Genomic DNA, 18046 nt, shown 5'->3' with positions numbered 1-18046 from the left:
CATCGATTCCGCTCGACTTGCATGTATTAGGCACGCCGCCAGCGTTCGTCCTGAGCCAGGATCAAACTCTCCGATAAGGGTGTCGACCGAAGCCGACGTTTATCTCAAGCTGAATAGCTCAAAAATTTAATGCTGACGAGAATTTCTTCTCATTTGCTGTTTGTAAATTCGTTCTGTTCAGTTTTCAAGGAGCTTACTTAATGTTTGCGTCACTCGCGGTGACAAGAACTAATATTATCAGGTTTGTTTTTGAAATGCAACCCTTTTATTAAATTATTTTTAAAACGCCGTTTCGTTCCTGGCAATATTGGGTATATAGGGATTTTTTAGAAGGTGCCCTACCCTATGAGCTTGTCTGAAATGCAATGTCGGGATAGCGAACTCTAAGAGCTTGCCTGCATTGCAATATCGCATAGCGAATATCCCTTTGGTTAGTTGTTTCGCTATCTCTCATTTGATATGGATAAAAATGAAGGCACGGCAGATCCGCCAGGCTAATTTGTACCGCTGTATACTTTACGAACGCAAATCGATAATTAGTTCCGAGGTCCACGTCAATCAAATACAATGCTTCCGCCCCTCCCCCCGATTTCTATTATGGACGGGTGACCTGCGCTTAGCTGGAACTATATATTAGAAATAACGATTATTAGCGCTTTGATCAGATTCCAGCTTTCTGTATTATGCATTTCAATCCTCTCCCTGAGCATATAAAAAGAAACCAGGCCTATTTACGGCCTGGTTTCTGGTCTATGGACTGTTATTGCCCGGGCAAATCCGTAAAGCTGCACGTGCAAATAACTAGGACTGCTGGAGGCCGAGCAGCTCTAGAAGCTCCTGCTCGTCGTCTATGACACGGATGCCAAGGGACTGAGCCTTGGCAAGCTTACTGCCGGCACTTTCGCCGGCAATGACGATGTCTGTCTTCTTCGAGACGCTGCCGGTCACTTTGGCGCCCAGGGCCTCGAGCCGATCTGCGGCTTCGTCCCGGCTCATCGCGCTGAGCGTACCGGTCAGCACGATCGTCTTGCCGAAGAAGGGATGGCTCTCGTCCGCCGCGGCGGCGGGTTTCTCTTCTGCGCGAGGCTGGACACCAGCCGCCTGCATGCGGGCGATGCTGTCTTGCATGAGCGGATCGCGGAAGAAGGTGTAGATGCTGTCGGCGACAATCCCGCCGACATCATGCAGAGAGATCAATTCTTCGATCGACGCATGCATGACTTTCTCGAGGCTGCCGAAATGATCGGCCAGTACGCGGGTGGTTGTTTTGCCTGTATTCGGAATTCCAAGCGCGAACAGGAAGGAAGATAAATCGCATTCCTTGCTTTTGTCGAAGGCGGCAAGGAGCTTATTGGCTTTTTTCTCCCCGAATCTATCGAGGTTAATCAGATCGTCATAAGTCAGCTTGTAGAGATCTGCCGGATCGCGCACTCCGCACTCCTGATACAGCTGCTCGGCTGTCATCACGCTGAATGTGTCAATATCCATCGCATCCCGCGATGCAAAATGTGTAATACGGCCGATCATTTGAGGACGGCAACCCAGCCGGTTCGGACAGAACAAATGCGCGCCGCGCTGCTCCAGTTCTGTTCCGCAGGCAGGACACTGGGTCGGGCAAACAATTTCTTCCCCGTCGCTTTCTTCCGTTGCCTTCCCCAGAATTTCGGGAATCACATCATTAGAGCGGCGGATGTAGACCAGACTCCCCAGCGCATGTTTCAAATTCTTACGCTCGATATCTCCGATATTGTTGAGCGTACAGTTCTGAACTGTTACACCTGCCAAATCTACGGGCTCCACCCTTGCCACCGGCGTGATTTTACCAGTGCGGCCTACTTCCCATGATACGGATTCCAACACCGTCGTGACTTCTTCCGCCTCAAATTTGAACGCAATTGCCCAGCGCGGAAACTTATCCGTATAACCGAGGACTTCACGCGTACGCATATCGGCCACTTTGACTACAGCTCCATCGATCAGAAAATCATAACTAAGCCTCTCGGAGCCGATCTTCTCCAACTGGCTCATGACGTCATCAATGGAATCGAAGTAATTGGTATCCGGGCTGACCTTAAAACGGTTGTCTTTGAGAAAGGCCACCATCTCCTGGTGGTTATCAAAGCGGATATTGTCCGAGTAGCCTATATTATAGAAGAAGGCATTAAGCTTGCGCTGTGCCGTCGTCTTGGGATTCAGGTTCCGCAGAGCGCCAGCTGCTGCATTCCGGGCATTCTTAAGCGGCTCGGCCGCTGTCTGGTTGTATTGATCCAGAACGGACAAGAACATCAGGCCTTCGCCCTGCACTTCGATTATCCCATCCTTGTATGGAATCTCAAGCGGAACGGAACGAATGGTCTTCACCTGCTCCAGAATCCCCTCACCAACAGCTCCATTCCCGCGAGTGGAAGCCTGCACCAAGCGTCCTTGATCATACGTGAGGTTCAGGGTGAGTCCATCGAATTTGAGCTCCACGACAAAGGTCGGATGCGGCAAAGGCTGCTCGGGGTTGTTCTTGTTATAGTCCCCCACTAGCTTGAGCACGCGTGTAAGCCACGCATTCAGGCCGTCTTTATCACGAGTCTTGTCGAGACTCCAGAGCCGGGAAAGGTGCCGGTGCGGCTCGAAGCCTTTGAGCAGTTCCCCGCCTACACGAAGAGTAGGGGAATTGGGGAGAGTCGTCCCCGTTGTCTGCTCCAGCTCAACAAGCCGGTCGTAAAGCTTATCGTACTCCGCATCGCTGACCACCGGACGATCCAGCGTGTAGTAATTATAATTATGCGTGTCGATAGCTTCGATGAGGGTCCTCATCTCCGAAGCGAAGTCGGTCATCTGCATTCTTCCTCTCCGTCAAATAAAAGTTACTGTTTCGTAATCGGGGCGAACTTCGCAAGAAGACGCTTGACACCTACCGGAGCAGGAAAGGCTATTTGGAGCTCCGTATCGTCGCCCTTGCCCTTCACCGCGACAATAACGCCCGTCCCCCATTTGCCGTGCGAGACTTTGTCACCCATTTTGAAACCTTCTGCAGGCTGGTTGCCGGCAGGAACAGCTGTACGGGGAGCACTTCGTACCGTACCGGCCGGTTTACCCATTGCCGAGGACTGCCCCCAGGATGTGCCGCTGGAAGCCGTCTGCCCGAAGCCTGTCCCTGAAGTTCCTCCGCCGAATCCGGAGGAACTCCGGCTGCCGAAGGATGTACCGCCGCTGCGGGACCAGCCCGAGAACGTGCTTCCCCCTCCGCCGGAAGCCAGCACTTCCATCAATTCCTGTGGAATCTCCTTCAAGAAACGGGAAGGGGGATTCGCGCTTGTCCGTCCGAACAGCATACGCATTCTCGCGCAAGTAAGGAACAGTTCTTTCTCAGCGCGCGTAATCCCCACATAAGCAAGGCGCCGCTCCTCCTCCAGCTCTTCGTTATCCGTGTTCGCGCGGCTATGCGGAAAGACGCCTTCCTCCATTCCGATAATGAAGACAACGGGAAACTCCAGTCCCTTGGCACTGTGCATGGTCATGAGTACAACAGAGTCCTGCGGCTCATCATCCTTGTCCATGGAATCAATGTCGGCAATAAGGGCAAGATCCGTCAGGAAAGAAACCAGCGACTTGTCCTCGTTGCGCGTCTCGAACTCATTCGTAACGGATAGGAACTCGTCAATGTTCTCGAGGCGCGATTTGGATTCCAGCGTATTCTCCCTTTGAAGTTCCAGCCGGTATTCACTCATTTCGAGCACTTTTTCTGTCAGCTCCGTAACAGACAAGTATTCGACCATCCGGTTCAGATTAAAAATCATTTCACGGAAATCAGCCAGAGCATTGCGCGTTCTTGCCGATATCTCCAACGATTCCACTTCTTCCAGCATCGCATACATCGAAATTCCGCGACGGGCCGCGAAGTCCGCTACCTTATCCAAGGTAGTGCCCCCGATCCCCCTTTTCGGAACATTAATAACACGAACAAGACTAATGTCATCATCCGGATTAGAAATTAATCTTAAATAGCCGAGAATATCCTTAATCTCTTTGCGGTCGTAGAACTTGATGCCCCCTACGATCTGGTAAGGGATATCCGACTTAATTAAGATTTCCTCTATGACCCGGGACTGTGCATTCGTACGATACAAAATAGCGTGATCGGCGTATTTTTTGGCCGCGGCCGTATTCTTGTTAATTTCCCCTGCTATAAAATAGCCCTCATCATGTTCGGAATCCGCCTGGTAGACACGGATTTTATCGCCTTCCCCTTTGTCGGTCCACAAGTTCTTGGCCTTACGGCCTGTATTATTCCCGATGACTTGGTTAGCCGCTTGAAGAATGGTCGAGGTGGAGCGGTAATTCTGCTCAAGGAGAATAGTCGTCGCGTTCGGATAGTCTTCTTCAAAATTCAGAATGTTGGTGATATCCGCGCCCCGCCAGCGATAAATAGACTGGTCGGAGTCCCCTACAACGCACAAATTCTTAGATTTATCGGCCAGCATCTGGCAGAGCATGTACTGGGCACGGTTCGTATCCTGATACTCGTCGACATGGATAAAGCGGAACTTATTCTGATAGAAATCAAGCACTTCGGGCACTTCGGTAAAAAGCTGGATCGTAGACATGATAAGATCATCAAAATCGAGGGAATTGTTGCTTTTGAGCTTCTTCTGGTAAAGGGTATACACTTTGGCCACAAGGCCGTCAAAATAGTCGCCAACCTTCTGTTCAAAGCGCTGAGGGGTGACGAGTTCATTCTTGGCTGTACTGATCGCCGATTGAACCGCTTTGGGTTCGAATTTCTTCGTGTCTATATTCAGCTCTTTCATGCAGGTTTTAACAACTGAGAGCTGGTCACTTGAATCCAGGATAGAGAAGTTCGAGTTAAATCCGATCCGGTCAATATCTTTCCGCAGGATACGTACGCACATCGAGTGAAACGTAGATACCCAGACGTCATTCGCGGACGGTCCGATCAGCTGGCTTACACGATCCCGCATTTCACGCGCGGCTTTGTTGGTAAAAGTAATCGCCAGAATACTCCAGGGCGCTACTCTTTTGGCTCCGATTAAATAGGCGATTCGGTGCGTAAGCACACGGGTCTTGCCGCTTCCCGCCCCTGCCATAATGAGAAGCGGACCATCGGTCGCTTCAACGGCTTTGCGCTGCTGCGGGTTAAGCCTCTGTATAGCTTGCTGTATATCAATCATGGAAGTACCTTCTTTCCACGGCCCCTCCGGCTGCAGCCGGCTGCCGCTTATTATATCAAGGCCTGCACAGTCTCCAGTGCACGCTCCAAGTCTTCATAGATAAGATTGCCTACGACGATAGTGTCGGCCGCTTCCGCTGCCATTCTCGCTTTCTCAGGCCCGTCTATTCCGCCCCCATAGAAAAGGCGGGTTGTCTCCAGCACCCGCTTGGTGCTGCGGATCAAATCCATATCTCCGAACGTACCGCTGTACTCGATATAGAAAATGGGCAGATGCAGCAAATGCTCCGCCATCCGGGCGTATGCCTGCACGTCTCTTTCACTTAAACCAGTACGGGCTCTGGTTATCTTGGCAGCAGTCGAATCCGCATGTAAGATGACGTACCCCTCCACAAGGATCTCGTTCCAATCCATCATAGCGCCATATTCCTTTATCGCTTCATGATGGCGGCCCAGAATCCAATCGGGATCTTCCGCATTTAGCACCATAGGTATAAAAAAGAGATCGAAACCAGGGACGATTGCCTCCGAGTCAGATACCTCCAGCACACAAGGCACTTCATACCCGCGTATGCGTGAAAGCAGATCGACGGTGTTGTCAAACGTAACGCCGGAAGAGCCTCCTACAATAATAGCGTCCGTGCCCGACAGGCAAATCCGGTCCAGGGATTCATCCGATATTTCCTTATCGGGATCAAGCTTAAACACGTGTTTCCATTTGGAACTGTCTACGATCAAAACGTATCTTCCCTCCGCTCAAGCATAGGCGGAAAGCCCGCCTCTCTGCACTTCAATACCCTCAGTCTATGCTACGCGTCAGGGTGTGTCAAATGACGAAAACTGGCTTCTTTTTATTATAAAACAGGAATATACGTTCGCGAAAGGGAGAATTTCTGTCAGACCCTAAGTAAGGATCTCTATAGAATGCTTTAACAACCAAAAAAGAGACCTCCCCGGATTCTTGCGCCGGAGGATCTCTTCAGAGGTGTATGTATGCAATGCCTGTAGGCCCGGAGGTTATTTCTTGACTTCGATTTCGAATACTTTCTCCACATTAATAGCCACGTGATCGTTCTGCTGAAGAGAAAGCTTGATGGTGTGCTTGCCAGGCGGGATGTTCTCCAGCCGAACCGGAGCATCGGTTTTGAGCATGGCTTTCTGAACTCCGTCTACATACAAATGCAAATGTCCCTGTCCATCTGTATGCGTCTCCCCCAGTCTGTCTCCGGCGATAGCCAGATTACGGACTTTGTAGGAGATGGTAGCGGCCGTGCCATTCTGATCAAGCTGCGCATCCAGAGCCGGCAGACCGCCTGCGGCAGCAAGATCGGCGTTGGTGTCGGATTTGTTCAGAAGACTGCAGGCCGTCAGAACACTACTGGAGGCGAAAAGCAGGAGAAGCAGAAGGACCGAGGACATTTTGAAACGCGTTGAACGCATAAATGAACACTTCCTTTACTAGAATAAGTTGCTTGGACATCCCTGTAACTTGTATATGTGGGACAAAAGGTTTTCATTCCATGTTCTTTGTCACGACGGACAAAGAAAGGAGCGCCCTCTTAAAACGAGGGCGCTCTTGGTCTTATCGCTGCGGGACTTCGTGCCGCGCAGCAGGGAAGGTTACCGGTGACGCGGCGGTCCACCGGTAAAAGGCGCAGCAGGCGGCGTGAATGCGGACGCCTGCTGCGGAGCACCCGGAGGTCCAGGGCGCTCTGCTCCTTGACCGCCCCGGATCTCCGGGCGGTCGTAAGGCGGCTGCGGACGGCCGTAGGGTGCAGCCGCCTGCTGTGCAGGCGACCCGGGGCCGCCGCGCGGGTTATACGGCCATACGGATTGTCCGTAGGGCCGAGGACGGGACCCGTCCGGTTCGGAACGGACGGGCGGACCGGCGGCGCCGTTCGGCGGTGTGCCGTAGGCGGGCGCGGCGCCGTTTGCCGGCACAGCGGCGCCAATCCGCGACGAGACGCCGCTCGCTGGCACGCTGGCGCCGTACGCCGGTGCCGGAGCAGGCACGGATGTGCGGGCACCGTACGCCGGCGGGCGAGGGGCCGCAGATGGCGGACCGCCCCACGCATGAGCATTGCCGTAGGCGGACATTGGTCCGCTCGCTGGCGACCCGTCCCCCGCTTGAACCGTGCGGCCATCTACAGGCAGCACTTCTCTGGTCGGGGGAGAACTGCCGTACGAAGCGGATATTTCACCGACAGGTGCGGCTTGTCCGCCCTCAACATAAGGCATACGGCCGGAATCCGCCCCCGTCCCCGAAGGGATTGAAGGAGCAGGGACAAACGAGCCGTTATCCGAAGCGGCAGCGCTTGACTGCCACACACGATCGGAATCCGAACCAGGGCCCACCGGCCCACTCGTAATGTCCGCATCGGAAGCAGATGTGTCAGCCGCATAGATATCTTCTGCATGAAGCCCATTCCCCATAACACGGAACCCTCCGCTCTGAGCTGAAGGCGGCTGAAACGGCTCTGCAGGAGGCAGCTCTGCCGCCGAATTAAAAACCGGAACCGGGTTTTCCTCAGGCGCCTTCAGCGGATCCGCGAAAGATTCCGTACGGTCATCCGCTGAATTCGCCCGAAACTCCTCGAACTTGTCCTGATCCTCAAGCAACTGCTGCTGGCTGTACTCTTTGCGGATCAAAAGCTCGAGCTCCCGGAGAGCCCGGTCATGCCTTGCAATTTCCCGCTGTACTTCGGCCGGATTGGCCTCATGCATTTTGCGCTTGCCCGTCCGTGCCGCAATCACTTGATACAAACGGTCCTGATCGTCCAGTGTCCGCCGCAAAAGCTCTCTGTACAAGGCGCGTAATTGCGGCTGGTCGGCGTTCCAGGCCGCCGCCGCATACTTGGAAGCGAGGCGTTTAAACTCAGCCGCAGCGAGATCCGCCAGATCCCATTCTGTTTCCGCCCGGCTGGTGGTTTGTAGGTTTTCCTGCATCATTAGCACCTCCATAATCAGATAAGGGCATGTAGCATACAACCTTTCTACATGTCCTGTTAAATTTCCGCGCCTCTGAGCGCAGTCAAAAGCTGCCGCGCTCTAGCGAGCCGAAGTTCAGCCAATTCGCTGAACACACGGCGCAGTTCAGGATCCGACGAACGCTCCGCAGCTTCGGAGCATCGCTTGGCCAGGATATCCTCGAAACGGATCAAATCCCCCAACAACTGCAAATCCGGTATAGTTACAGCACCCATCCGTTCCAAGCCTGCCGCGGGTATTCGAGTCTCTTCCCTTTGGTCAACAATGTCAGGTCGCACGTTTGATTCACCCCTTCAACTTGTATTACCAGTCTGCCGTTCTATCCTTCAGCCTGTACGTGGTGTCTAGCATGCCCATATTTATCCAAAGCTATGTAGTCTACCGCTTAACTTGCCTTATAAAAAAAGGGACAAGGGCATGAAAGCCCTTGTCCCTCGCTTATTCGCTTTAATGATTATCCGCCGCTGCCTCCAGACTTCGGTGTTCCCAAGCCCGCCAGCTCCTCTGCAAACGAGGCCGGTATGGCGTACGCCCATTCTCCCCCCTGCCTGATTACCCAGGCTGCATGTTCGTCGGGGCGGGCTTCATACGTACTTTTGAGATCTTTGCCATCTATCGTTTCGACGATTTCCATCGTCCAATCTACAGCTTTGACAGCCGCCTCTAGTGCTGGTTTGGGCATTTGTTCCGTATCCATGGATCGTACCCTCTCCAGTATTTGAACAGCTTCCGCGCCTTCGATCTCTTTTCCGTCCATTTTCCATTTGGATTCGACGGATGGTTTGTCCCCTTCGGTTTTTACCAATTCCCATTTGCGGTCTTTCCAGTTGAACGAAATGCTTTTTACCCGATCATAATCAAATTTCACCGGATTCGTTTCTACAAAATCGAGCGGTCTTTTATTCAGCGCCGTGATCGAGGATGCATTCACCTGGTAAACTACCGGGGAATCGTTAAGCTGGACATATACATATCCCTCAACCGGGGTCGCTGATCCGATCCTGACTTCCTTGGTTGTTCCATCCGACAGGCTAACCCGGTACACGGAAGACGGCTCAGCCAGTCCGAACTTGGCAAGATCCGATGCATGCTCATCTACAGCCCGCTCCTGTGTCAGCAAATTAAACGAATCGATCCAGCCTTCCGTCAAGTTCGGGTTAAGCGGCGCGGCAGAGGGCTTCGCCATGGACCATCCGTCATCATTACGGATCAGTTCAATCACCGGCTGGTCCTTATTTTCAATGGAGAAGCTCTGTACTTCTTGAACATCAACTTGAACGAGTGCTTTGGCCTGCTCAAGCGGCTTTTGTTTTTTGAAAAAGTCTTGGCTCCAGGCATACCAGAGCCCTCCGAGAAATACCACCAGAAGCAGGCTCGGCATGAACTTCTTCATCCTTTTCTCCTCCTCCACCAGATGAAACCGCCAAGGAGCAAGAACAACAGCGGGAATATGACGACTGCACCCAGGAAAATGATTTGCGCTTGACCCGGTGTCAGAGTCGCTGTCTGGTATGCTTCATTCTGCCTTGGCCGAATCGTAACCTGATCTTTCTTCTCTTGCAGCCAGCCTATGCTGTTCATCGCAAAATCCCGATTTCCTTGTACGGTAATTTCACCATCCATCAGGAAGGTTGAACCACCGAGCAGAACAGCTTTCGGTTTGCCCTCTCTATCTTCAACCGCATATCCCAGATTGAGAGGCCCCGGGACGTCCTTGTCGTCTTTATCCGTCTTCGACTGCATCAGGCCGGCAATGTCCGTCTCCCCGTACGCACCCGCGGTTGACCGGATAAGAGGCGTGCTCGTGAAACCTTCTTTGTCTTCCGCATTTAGCGCGACAGTCAGTGACATCATCGTAAGCAGATTATATTGGGACAGTTTGCTGGTGATCGCGTGAGTGCCGTATTCGGGAATAAGGGTGAGCGGATCATAAAGTGTGCTCTGCTTGGTCTCAATCGCTACCGCATGCTGGTCCTTAATTCCATACGTATTCATGATAGCATCGATGTTTTTCCAGCCCGTTGCCATGTCTTTGCTGAAACCCAGCGCTACGTAGATCTTGCCTTTTCCGTCCAGATACTTCTTAATCAGCTCGGTTTCCTTATCGTTCAGATCGGTCTGGGGTCCGATCAGCAGAAGCATCTCCGCGTCATCCGGAATTTTGCCTTCACGGTACAGGTTAAGCTCTTGAACCGTATAATTCTCGCCTTCGAGACTGGATTTCAAGGCTGTCATTTCTTGCAGTGTAATCTCCTGATGCCCGGAGAGGAAATACACGGTGTGTTTTTCCTTGCTGGTCAGGCTCTTGAGCGCCTGCGTCATCTTCTCCTCACCAGTAAACTGGTAGGAACCGTCGCCCGCCCCGCCCGTGAACATTTCATAGAAGGAGACGACTTTCTTCTGGTCTCCGCTTTCAAAAATAACACTGCTCTGCTGAATCCCATACTGCTGCGCTTTAGACGGCTCCTTGAGCATGTCGTACTGCTTAAACGTAATTTTGGTGTTCCGTTTGGTATATTCCTGCACCATATCCGTCACTTCCCGTGTCAAGACCCCTTCGGAATCTTCCATAGGATTGGTAAAAGCAGTAATTTGAATATCTTGATCTAAGCCTTGGAGAGTACCAATGGTTTGCTCCGAAAGTGTGTACATTTTATTTTTGGACAAATCGAGCTGAAAATCTTTTAACGAATGAAGAAAGAAAGTCAGCAGAATGAAAATACCAATGACCGCAACGGTGAGTACCGCCGTATTTGTACCGCGCAACAGTTTCTTCATCGCCGTCACCTCCACCGCTTTCTTTCAAGAGTCTGCATGCTGAGTATGATAAACAGGGCCGCCAGTGTGACGAAGAACAGAATGTCCGGGCCGTGCACAATACCCTTTTGAAGATTGATTACGCGTCCGCTGAGTGAGAACTGTTCGATCCACTCCCGGAACTTTCCGTTGAATCCTTCCGCCACCCAGTCCATCATCCAGAACAGCAGCAGAATCGCAAATCCGGCTATCCCGGCGACCATCTGGTTATTGGACAGCGTCGAGGCGAACAGTCCGATCGCCATCATCGCCGCTCCCAGCAAAAACATGCTTAAGTAGGAAAGCCACAGCACAGGCTGATCCAGTGTGCCAAAGGCCGACATGATCAGCGGATACACGAGGCTGCAGAGGGTGAGCAGGAAGAGAACAATCACAGCGGCCAAATATTTGCCAAGCACGATCTCGCCGGTACCGGCAGGAGAGGTCAGCAGGAGCTCATCCGTCCCATGCCGGAACTCGTCCGCAACCAGCCTCATCGTGAGCAGCGGGATAATGAACAAGTAGATGAAAGAGGTGTTCCCGACCACATACCGAACGTCAATCAGACTTGGCTGGATCATAACGAAATTGAGATAAAACATAATACTCGACACGAGGATGTAAAAAGCAAAAGCGACGTAAGATGTCGGGGAATAAAAAAACAGCTGCAGCTCCTTGGAGCAGAGGGCCCACATTCTACGCATCTTCGCCACCTCCTTGTTGAGCGGCGGAATCCGCCTCATCGGCTGAACCGGATCCGGCTAACTTCTCATCCGTCGTCAGCTTGAGGAAAATCTCTTCCAGGCTGAGACTCTCCCGCTTCATCTCCAGAATCGGGTAACCCGCCTCGGCCAGCCGGAAAAATACCGGCTCACGGATGTCCGTGCTGCCCGCAGCAGACACGCGAAGCTTAACGGTACCGTCTGCCGGGACTTCGGCTTCGCCAGTATGCGAGGCATCCTCCGCCCCGCCACACTCGCCGGAGCTGCTAAGCGCCGATGCTCCCAGCGGACGCGGCCGTTCGCCAGCCGGCGCCGGGCTGACTGGCAAAAGGCTGGAGGCTGTACCTTCCGCCTCGGCCTCAGGCTTGTCAGAACTAAGCTCGCCCGCCGCTGCGGCGCCCCGTGCATCTGCTTCGCCCACCCCAGCGGCGTTGATGCTCTCATCACCGCCCAGCACTTCCACCGCGGCGACGCCCGGCGTACCGCCCAGCAGCCGCACGACATCTTCGCGCGGCCCTTTCACTTCAAGCGACACCTCGAACGTGTCGCCCATCGTGCGCCCTAGCAGCTCGGGCTTCTCGTCCAGCACAATCTGTCCCTGGTTAATGATCAGCACCCTGTTGCACAGGGCGTTAACCTCAGGCAGAATGTGCGTGCTCAGAAGCACGGTATGATTCTCGCCGAGCTCCCGGATCAGCCGGCGGATCTCGATGATCTGCTTCGGGTCCAGTCCCGAAGTCGGCTCATCGAGCACAAGTAGATCGGGCTGATGCACGATTGCCTGGGCGAGACCCAGACGCTGCTTGTACCCTTTGGACAAGCTGCGGATAATCTGATGCTCCCGGCCGCCCAATCCGAGCTTCTCCATGATTTCGCCGATCCGTCTCTTCTGGTCTCTGGCCGGCACGTCGCGCAGATCAGCAACGAATTTCAGGTAGGCCCGTACGGTCATCTCCGGGTAAAGGGGCGGCGTCTCGGGCAAGTAGCCGATGGTGCGCCGCGCTTTACGGGGGTGGTCCGCCATGGATAGACCATTCACGCGAATGCTCCCGCTCGTCGGATTCAAATAACCCGTAATCATCCTCATCGTAGTCGTTTTGCCTGCTCCGTTGGGTCCCAGAAAACCTACAATTTCGCCACGCTGCATCGTGAAGTTAATTCCGCTGACACCCCGTGAATTCTCGTAGAGTTTACTGACCCCGTTCACTTCCAGCAATGTCGACTCCTCCTTTGTCAGAAAAAATATGTAGCAACAAAATCATCCGATAGAGCTTCTTTTGTCAGACTGCTTTCTTTTGTAGAATTCGTACTTACTATAGCGGGCCCACAATAAAAACAGCTTAAACAAAACTGAATCTTGGATTAAAAATATGTGTCCAAATTGTGAAAATGAAATGAGTTCCACATTCTCTTTTCTATCGGAAAATGGTTCCAGCCTTCTAAACTAGAGTGCCTTACTTACTTTTATGCTTCCACTTTATAACTATTACTTATTAACAATTTTATCTAGTTCTAAGGTTCTTATAATGCATTTTTATTCTAGTTCAAAAGTACCTTTTAACTTATTTTTACTGCATTTTTGTTAAAATGCGTCTTAAAACCCTGTTTCATCTCGAATCCCTTGTGGTAATGCAACCCATATTGTGGAAAGGAAGACGATGTGAAGGAGGTGCTGCGTTGTTCATCTGGGTCTGGCTTCCTCTATTAGTCCTTCTCACTGTGGCCGTAATAACGGACTTGAGGCGCAGACTTATTTATGACTGGCTTACCTTGCCGGGTCTCCTTTATTTTGTTGGCATCCATTTATTTCTTGGCGATTTGGGTGTGACACAAACTTTGGGAGGGGCTCTAGGCCTAGGAGGGATTTGTTTACTCATTGCCATGGCCAGTAAGGGGCAGCTCGGAGGCGGAGACATTAAATTGTTCGCGATGATCGGGGCGGCACTAGGTTTTACACTCGGGGTGCAGGCTCTTATGCTTACGTTCATTCTGGCAGCGTGCATCGCTTGGCCGGTCCTACTCTTACAAAAATTGAAGAAGTCCGGTGCAAAACGAGTAGACCATTTACCTATGGCCCCCTTTATCGCTGTCTCCACCCTGATTCTTATAGGCTTATGAGAGGATATGAATCCGGATATTAGCTTCAATACCAACACTTATATTCCGAAAATATTCCGAAAAAAATGTTCCGTCAAAAGCACAGTAGAGGTGTAGCCATCCATGTTCGAAACGAAAAGACGCGCCCTGTTATTCATGACCATCTCCATCGGAATGGCGGTCGCTGCCATTCTGCTATTCTCCACTTACATCTCGAATACCCAGGCAAGTCTGGGCGAGATGGTTACGGTTCATGTAGCCGATGGCAATATCGAAGCCGGGAAACCCATTCCGGACAACCTGATTGCGACCAAAGAAATTCCGAAGAAATTCATGCTCCCCTCCCTGATCCAGTCTAAAGATGAGTTGAAGGGGAAGATCTCGATGGTCCCTATCCCCAAAGGGGAAGTCCTTACGACAACCGTCCTTCGGGACGACACGATTCTGTCCGATAAATACCGTCAAGTTATTTTACGGGCGCCTATAGCGGTATTCGACGATGCTACGATTAGTGCACTGGACAAAGTAGATCTTATTGTCACTTATGAATCCGAAGATGCGCCCAAAGCCGAAGAACAGCCCCATTCCTCCGGGCCGAGTGACAAACGGATCACGAAAGTTCTTTTCAAAGATATTACGGTGAACACGGTGGGTCTGAAAAACAATAATGAAATTGTAAATATGGGAGTCGTCCTGACTCTGGAGCAATCCAAAAGCGCGATATGGGGGCTTAATTACGCCAAAGAGATCCGCGTGTTAAAGAGCGGCTCCCAGAAAGCAACTAAAGAAGGAGGCGCTGAGAAAAAATGACGGCTCCGAAAATCTCTATCGTCTGCGACGATAACCGGCTGACCCAGCAGCTCGCCCAGAACATTCATTTTCACAACATGGCGGTTGGAGAGTTGATCGACAAGCCACGCGAGGCGGCGCTGCAAATTGACCCGAGGGAACCCCGCGTGATCCTGCTTGTTGAATCCGAGGACAACCCTCATGTTGCCCAGACGATCCAGCAGATCCGCAAGGTCAACAGCACCGCACCCGTTATTTTCCTGAGCAAGCAGGCGGACTTCTCTACGCTTCGTGAAATTTACCGCTGCGGGGTTACGGATGTCATCCGTGTGCCGGAAGAGCTGGATCAGCTCGATAAGGTGCTGGAGCGCGCTCAGCAGACGCTGAAGCAGAACCGCCACAAATCGGAGCTGAGCAAGACATCGGCAGCCGAGCTGTCCGGAACCGTTATCTCGGTCTACAGCGGTAAAGGCGGGTCCGGCACCAGTTTCCTGGCTGCCAACCTTGCGAACGCTATCGCAGCCAACAGCGAGATGCGCACGCTGTTAATCGATCTGAATCTGCAGTTCGGCAGTATTCAGCATCTTTTCAACTTAAAGCATGACCGGAATATTGGGGATTTGAAGTCTGTTCTCCAAGAGCTTACCTTCAGCCAGCTTAACAACGTGATCAGCAGAACGGAGGCGTCTCCGCTCAGCATTCTGCTGTCGCCCAATCATCCGCAGGAAGCGGAAATGTTCCACAGCGAGGATATCGAGCTCTTACTGTCGGCCTGCCGCCAGCATTTTGACTGCATCATTCTCGACGTGCCCAAAGAGCTCAATGAGATATCGATCAGTGCTTTAAGCCAGTCCGACAAGATTCTGTATGTCGTTAATCTCGAGCGTCCATCTATTGTCCGCATGAAAGATGTGCTCAATATTCTCGACCGCTACCATCTGCTCAAAGAAGATATCGTGGCTCTTGTGGTCAATAAATTCAGCAAGAAGCAGGATATCTCACTCGATGATTTAAGCAAAATGAGCAGCCTTCCGATCATCAGCAAGATATCGGATGATTTCAAAGGACTCCAGTCTCACTTCAACCTGGGCGAGCCGCTGTCGTTCCAGCTCAAGGATAAGAAGCTGAAAGGGCCTGTCCGCGATCTGGCCGGATTAACCTCCGACTTACTGGTAGCTATGGGAGGCGATAAGCATGTCCATCTTCCAAAAGCTCAGTAGCAGACTTGATGAGCAGGTCCAGGTGGAGAAAACTTCTGAGGATTATCTGGACTTCCTGTTCCAGCATTACAAGGACCGTCTCCTGAAGGAGACCAATCTGGATCATCTTATCAAGCTGCCGATCTATCAGAAGCGCAAAACGATCGAGAAACTCATTACGGAGATGCTCGAACAAGAGAAGGTCATCATCACCCAGCAGGATAAAACGGATCTCTTGAACATGATTCTCAATGACTCCGTCGGCTTCGGTCCTCTTGAACCGCTTCTCCGGGAGGAAGACATCACCGAGATTATGGTGAACGGGCCCAACGAAGTCTATATCGAACGAAGAGGTACCATTACACTCTCGGATGTAACTTTCAAAAATCACGATCATATCCGGCATATTATCGACCGGATCGTGGCTCCTATCGGACGCCGGATCGATGAGAGTTCTCCGCTTGTGGACGGGCGGCTGGAAGATGGCAGCCGTGTGAATGCCGCCATTCCGCCTGTTGCCCTGCACGGGCCGGTGCTGACGATCCGGAAGTTCAAGAAAGACCCTTATTCGATGAATGACCTCATCGGATTCCAGACCTTATCGCCGCAGATGGCCCAGTTCCTGGAGATGGCTGCCGCTTCGAAGCTGAACATCATCATCTCCGGAGGAACCGGAAGCGGCAAAACGACCCTGCTCAATGTGGTCTCCGCTGCCATTCCGTTAGGCGAGCGGATCATCACTATTGAGGATATGGCGGAGCTGCGGCTCGGCCGCAAGAATGTCGTATCGCTGGAAGCACGGCCGGCGAACATGGAAGGCTCCGGCGAGATCACGATCCGCCAGCTCGTCCGCAATGCGCTGCGGATGCGGCCCGACCGGATCATCGTCGGCGAGGTTCGTGGCGGCGAAGCCATGGACATGCTCCAGGCCATGAATACGGGTCACGAAGGCTCGCTTACGACGATCCATGCCAATACACCGCAGGATGCCATGTCCCGGATCGAAGCCATGATCTTGATGAACAATTCGTCTATGACGGCAGAGGTCGTTCGTCCGTTCATATCGGCGGCCATTCATCTGGTCGTGCAGACGCTTCGTCTGACGGACGGCACACGGAGGATTGTCTCGATAGCGGAAGCGGTCACACAAGACGGACAACTTAATTTGAAGGAAATTTTCGTATTTAACCGCAAGAGTGTTGAATTAAACGGCCGCATTATCGGAAACTTCGAAGCCACCGGTTATGTGCCCGACTGCGCGAACCGGATCCGTTCCTTCGGAAATGAGCTGCCAAGCGATTTCTTCTCTCCGAAGGGAGGCTCGATGAACCATGCAGGATGAATGGCTGCTCTATGGAGCCGTGTTCCTGACCGTCCTGTTCGGCGTACTGGCGGTTGCAGAGATTACCTCTTCCCGCAAACGGCAGAACGCGCTGAATAAACAGCTCAGGCCGCTCTATGCCGAGCATGCGCTGAAGAAGGATTCCTCGCTGCGGCGGGCCCAGCAAAGGCTCAACCGGACTGAGTACGGCAGAGAATGGGAGGATCAGCTCCGGAGCGCCGATCTGAAGCTCTCTCCGGCGCATTGGCTGCTGATCCGGCTGGCTCTGTTTGCAGTCGTGACCGTGCTGCTTACTTCGCTGCTTGACCTGAAAGCTCCGTATAACCTTATCGCCGGATACTTCGGAGTCCGCATCTGCGCTAAGCAGTGGCTGAAGGGCCGGCGGCTGAAGTATGCCGAGCAGATCAACCGCCAGCTGCCTGAAGTGTGCCGGATGTTATCCAGCTCGGTGCGGGCCGGACTCAGCATCCAGCAGGGCATTGAGATGGTAGCCAAGGAGCTCAAAGCTCCGGCGGGTCCGCTGTTCATGTCCATGTCCAGCGAACTCCAGATAGGCACGACACTGGATGAGGTGCTGGAAAGACTGCATGAGCGATTTACCAGTAAAGATATCCAGCTCTTGACGCAGACCATTCTTGTTCAGCGCAAGGCAGGAGGCAACCTGAGCCAAGCTCTCGATCATTTGGCGAAAACGCTGGAAGAGCGTTCCCGAATGAACAAGGAAATCAGCAACCAGACAGCGGAGTCCCGCTATATCGCGATTTCCCTTGCCGTGATGCCGCTGTTCCTTGTGATCGTGTTCAATACCGTATTCAAGGGCTTCATTATGCCGATTTTCACGCTGCCGGGACTGATTCTGCTTGCTGTGGTCGTCGTTATGATGCTGGTTGGCTTCGTTCTTATCCGTAAAGTTTCTCATATAAAGGCGTGA

15 protein-coding genes and 1 rRNA gene are annotated in these 18046 nt (G+C 52.4%); 5 read left to right on the top strand and 11 right to left on the bottom strand.

Going from position 1 to position 18046, the window contains the following annotated elements:
- The 11 genes from EDM21_RS19145 to EDM21_RS19095 all read right to left on the bottom strand — a co-directional run.
- A 16S ribosomal RNA gene (locus EDM21_RS19145) occupies positions 1 to 77 on the bottom strand; the annotation flags it as partial.
- 724 nt (positions 78 to 801) lie between these two features.
- A complete protein-coding gene (ligA, locus tag EDM21_RS19140) occupies positions 802 to 2829 on the bottom strand; it encodes an NAD-dependent DNA ligase LigA (RefSeq protein WP_157338048.1) in 2028 nt (675 codons plus the stop codon).
- 29 nt (positions 2830 to 2858) lie between these two features.
- Complete coding sequence (pcrA, locus tag EDM21_RS19135) at positions 2859 to 5183, bottom strand: DNA helicase PcrA (protein ID WP_157338047.1); 2325 nt, start codon at positions 5181 to 5183, stop codon at positions 2859 to 2861.
- Between the two features lie 50 nt (positions 5184 to 5233).
- A complete protein-coding gene (gene pcrB, locus EDM21_RS19130) occupies positions 5234 to 5920 on the bottom strand; it encodes a heptaprenylglyceryl phosphate synthase (RefSeq protein WP_157338046.1) in 687 nt (228 codons plus the stop codon).
- Positions 5921 to 6199: 279 nt separating this feature from the next.
- The gene (locus EDM21_RS19125) at positions 6200 to 6622 is read right to left on the bottom strand and encodes a LamG domain-containing protein (RefSeq protein WP_157338045.1); all 423 of its coding nucleotides are present in this window, start codon (positions 6620 to 6622) and stop codon (positions 6200 to 6202) included.
- A 180-nt stretch (positions 6623 to 6802) separates the two neighbouring features.
- Positions 6803 to 8128: a hypothetical protein gene (locus EDM21_RS19120; RefSeq protein WP_166542093.1), complete on the bottom strand. Its 1326-nt coding sequence runs from the start codon at positions 8126 to 8128 to the stop codon at positions 6803 to 6805.
- Between the two features lie 59 nt (positions 8129 to 8187).
- A complete protein-coding gene (locus EDM21_RS19115) occupies positions 8188 to 8448 on the bottom strand; it encodes a hypothetical protein (protein ID WP_338044021.1) in 261 nt (86 codons plus the stop codon).
- A gap of 176 nt (positions 8449 to 8624) precedes the next feature.
- Complete coding sequence (locus EDM21_RS19110; protein ID WP_157338043.1) at positions 8625 to 9563, bottom strand: DUF4340 domain-containing protein; 939 nt, start codon at positions 9561 to 9563, stop codon at positions 8625 to 8627.
- Entirely contained in the window at positions 9560 to 10948 is a 1389-nt protein-coding gene (locus EDM21_RS19105) for a GldG family protein (protein ID WP_157338042.1), read from the bottom strand. Before EDM21_RS19105 ends, EDM21_RS19110 begins: the two co-directional genes overlap by 4 nt.
- Positions 10949 to 10953: 5 nt before the next feature.
- Positions 10954 to 11670 (bottom strand): ABC transporter permease subunit, encoded by a 717-nt coding sequence (locus tag EDM21_RS19100; protein ID WP_157338041.1) that lies wholly within the window; start codon positions 11668 to 11670, stop codon positions 10954 to 10956.
- A complete protein-coding gene (locus tag EDM21_RS19095; protein ID WP_157338040.1) occupies positions 11663 to 12904 on the bottom strand; it encodes an ABC transporter ATP-binding protein in 1242 nt (413 codons plus the stop codon). The genes EDM21_RS19100 and EDM21_RS19095 overlap by 8 nt, the downstream gene beginning before the upstream one ends.
- A gap of 461 nt (positions 12905 to 13365) precedes the next feature.
- Here EDM21_RS19095 and EDM21_RS19090 point away from each other — a divergent pair, with 461 nt between their 5' ends.
- From EDM21_RS19090 to EDM21_RS19070, 5 genes are all read left to right on the top strand, one after another.
- Positions 13366 to 13806 carry a prepilin peptidase gene (locus EDM21_RS19090; protein WP_157338039.1) on the top strand — a complete coding sequence of 147 codons (441 nt, stop codon included), beginning with the start codon at positions 13366 to 13368 and terminating at the stop codon, positions 13804 to 13806.
- 102 nt (positions 13807 to 13908) lie between these two features.
- A complete protein-coding gene (gene cpaB, locus EDM21_RS19085) occupies positions 13909 to 14595 on the top strand; it encodes a Flp pilus assembly protein CpaB (protein ID WP_157338038.1) in 687 nt (228 codons plus the stop codon).
- Positions 14592 to 15794 (top strand): AAA family ATPase, encoded by a 1203-nt coding sequence (locus EDM21_RS19080; RefSeq protein ID WP_157338037.1) that lies wholly within the window; start codon positions 14592 to 14594, stop codon positions 15792 to 15794. The genes cpaB and EDM21_RS19080 overlap by 4 nt, the downstream gene beginning before the upstream one ends.
- Positions 15769 to 17115: a CpaF family protein gene (locus EDM21_RS19075; RefSeq protein WP_157338036.1), complete on the top strand. Its 1347-nt coding sequence runs from the start codon at positions 15769 to 15771 to the stop codon at positions 17113 to 17115. The genes EDM21_RS19080 and EDM21_RS19075 overlap by 26 nt, the downstream gene beginning before the upstream one ends.
- Positions 17105 to 18046, top strand: a complete 942-nt coding sequence (locus EDM21_RS19070) for a type II secretion system F family protein (RefSeq protein ID WP_157338035.1) — start codon at positions 17105 to 17107, stop codon at positions 18044 to 18046. The genes EDM21_RS19075 and EDM21_RS19070 overlap by 11 nt, the downstream gene beginning before the upstream one ends.

The sequence above is a fragment of the Paenibacillus lutrae genome, from assembly GCF_009757775.1.
In the GTDB taxonomy this organism is placed as follows: domain Bacteria; phylum Bacillota; class Bacilli; order Paenibacillales; family NBRC-103111; genus Paenibacillus_F; species Paenibacillus_F lutrae.
This window is presented reverse-complemented; position numbering and strand designations above follow the sequence as displayed.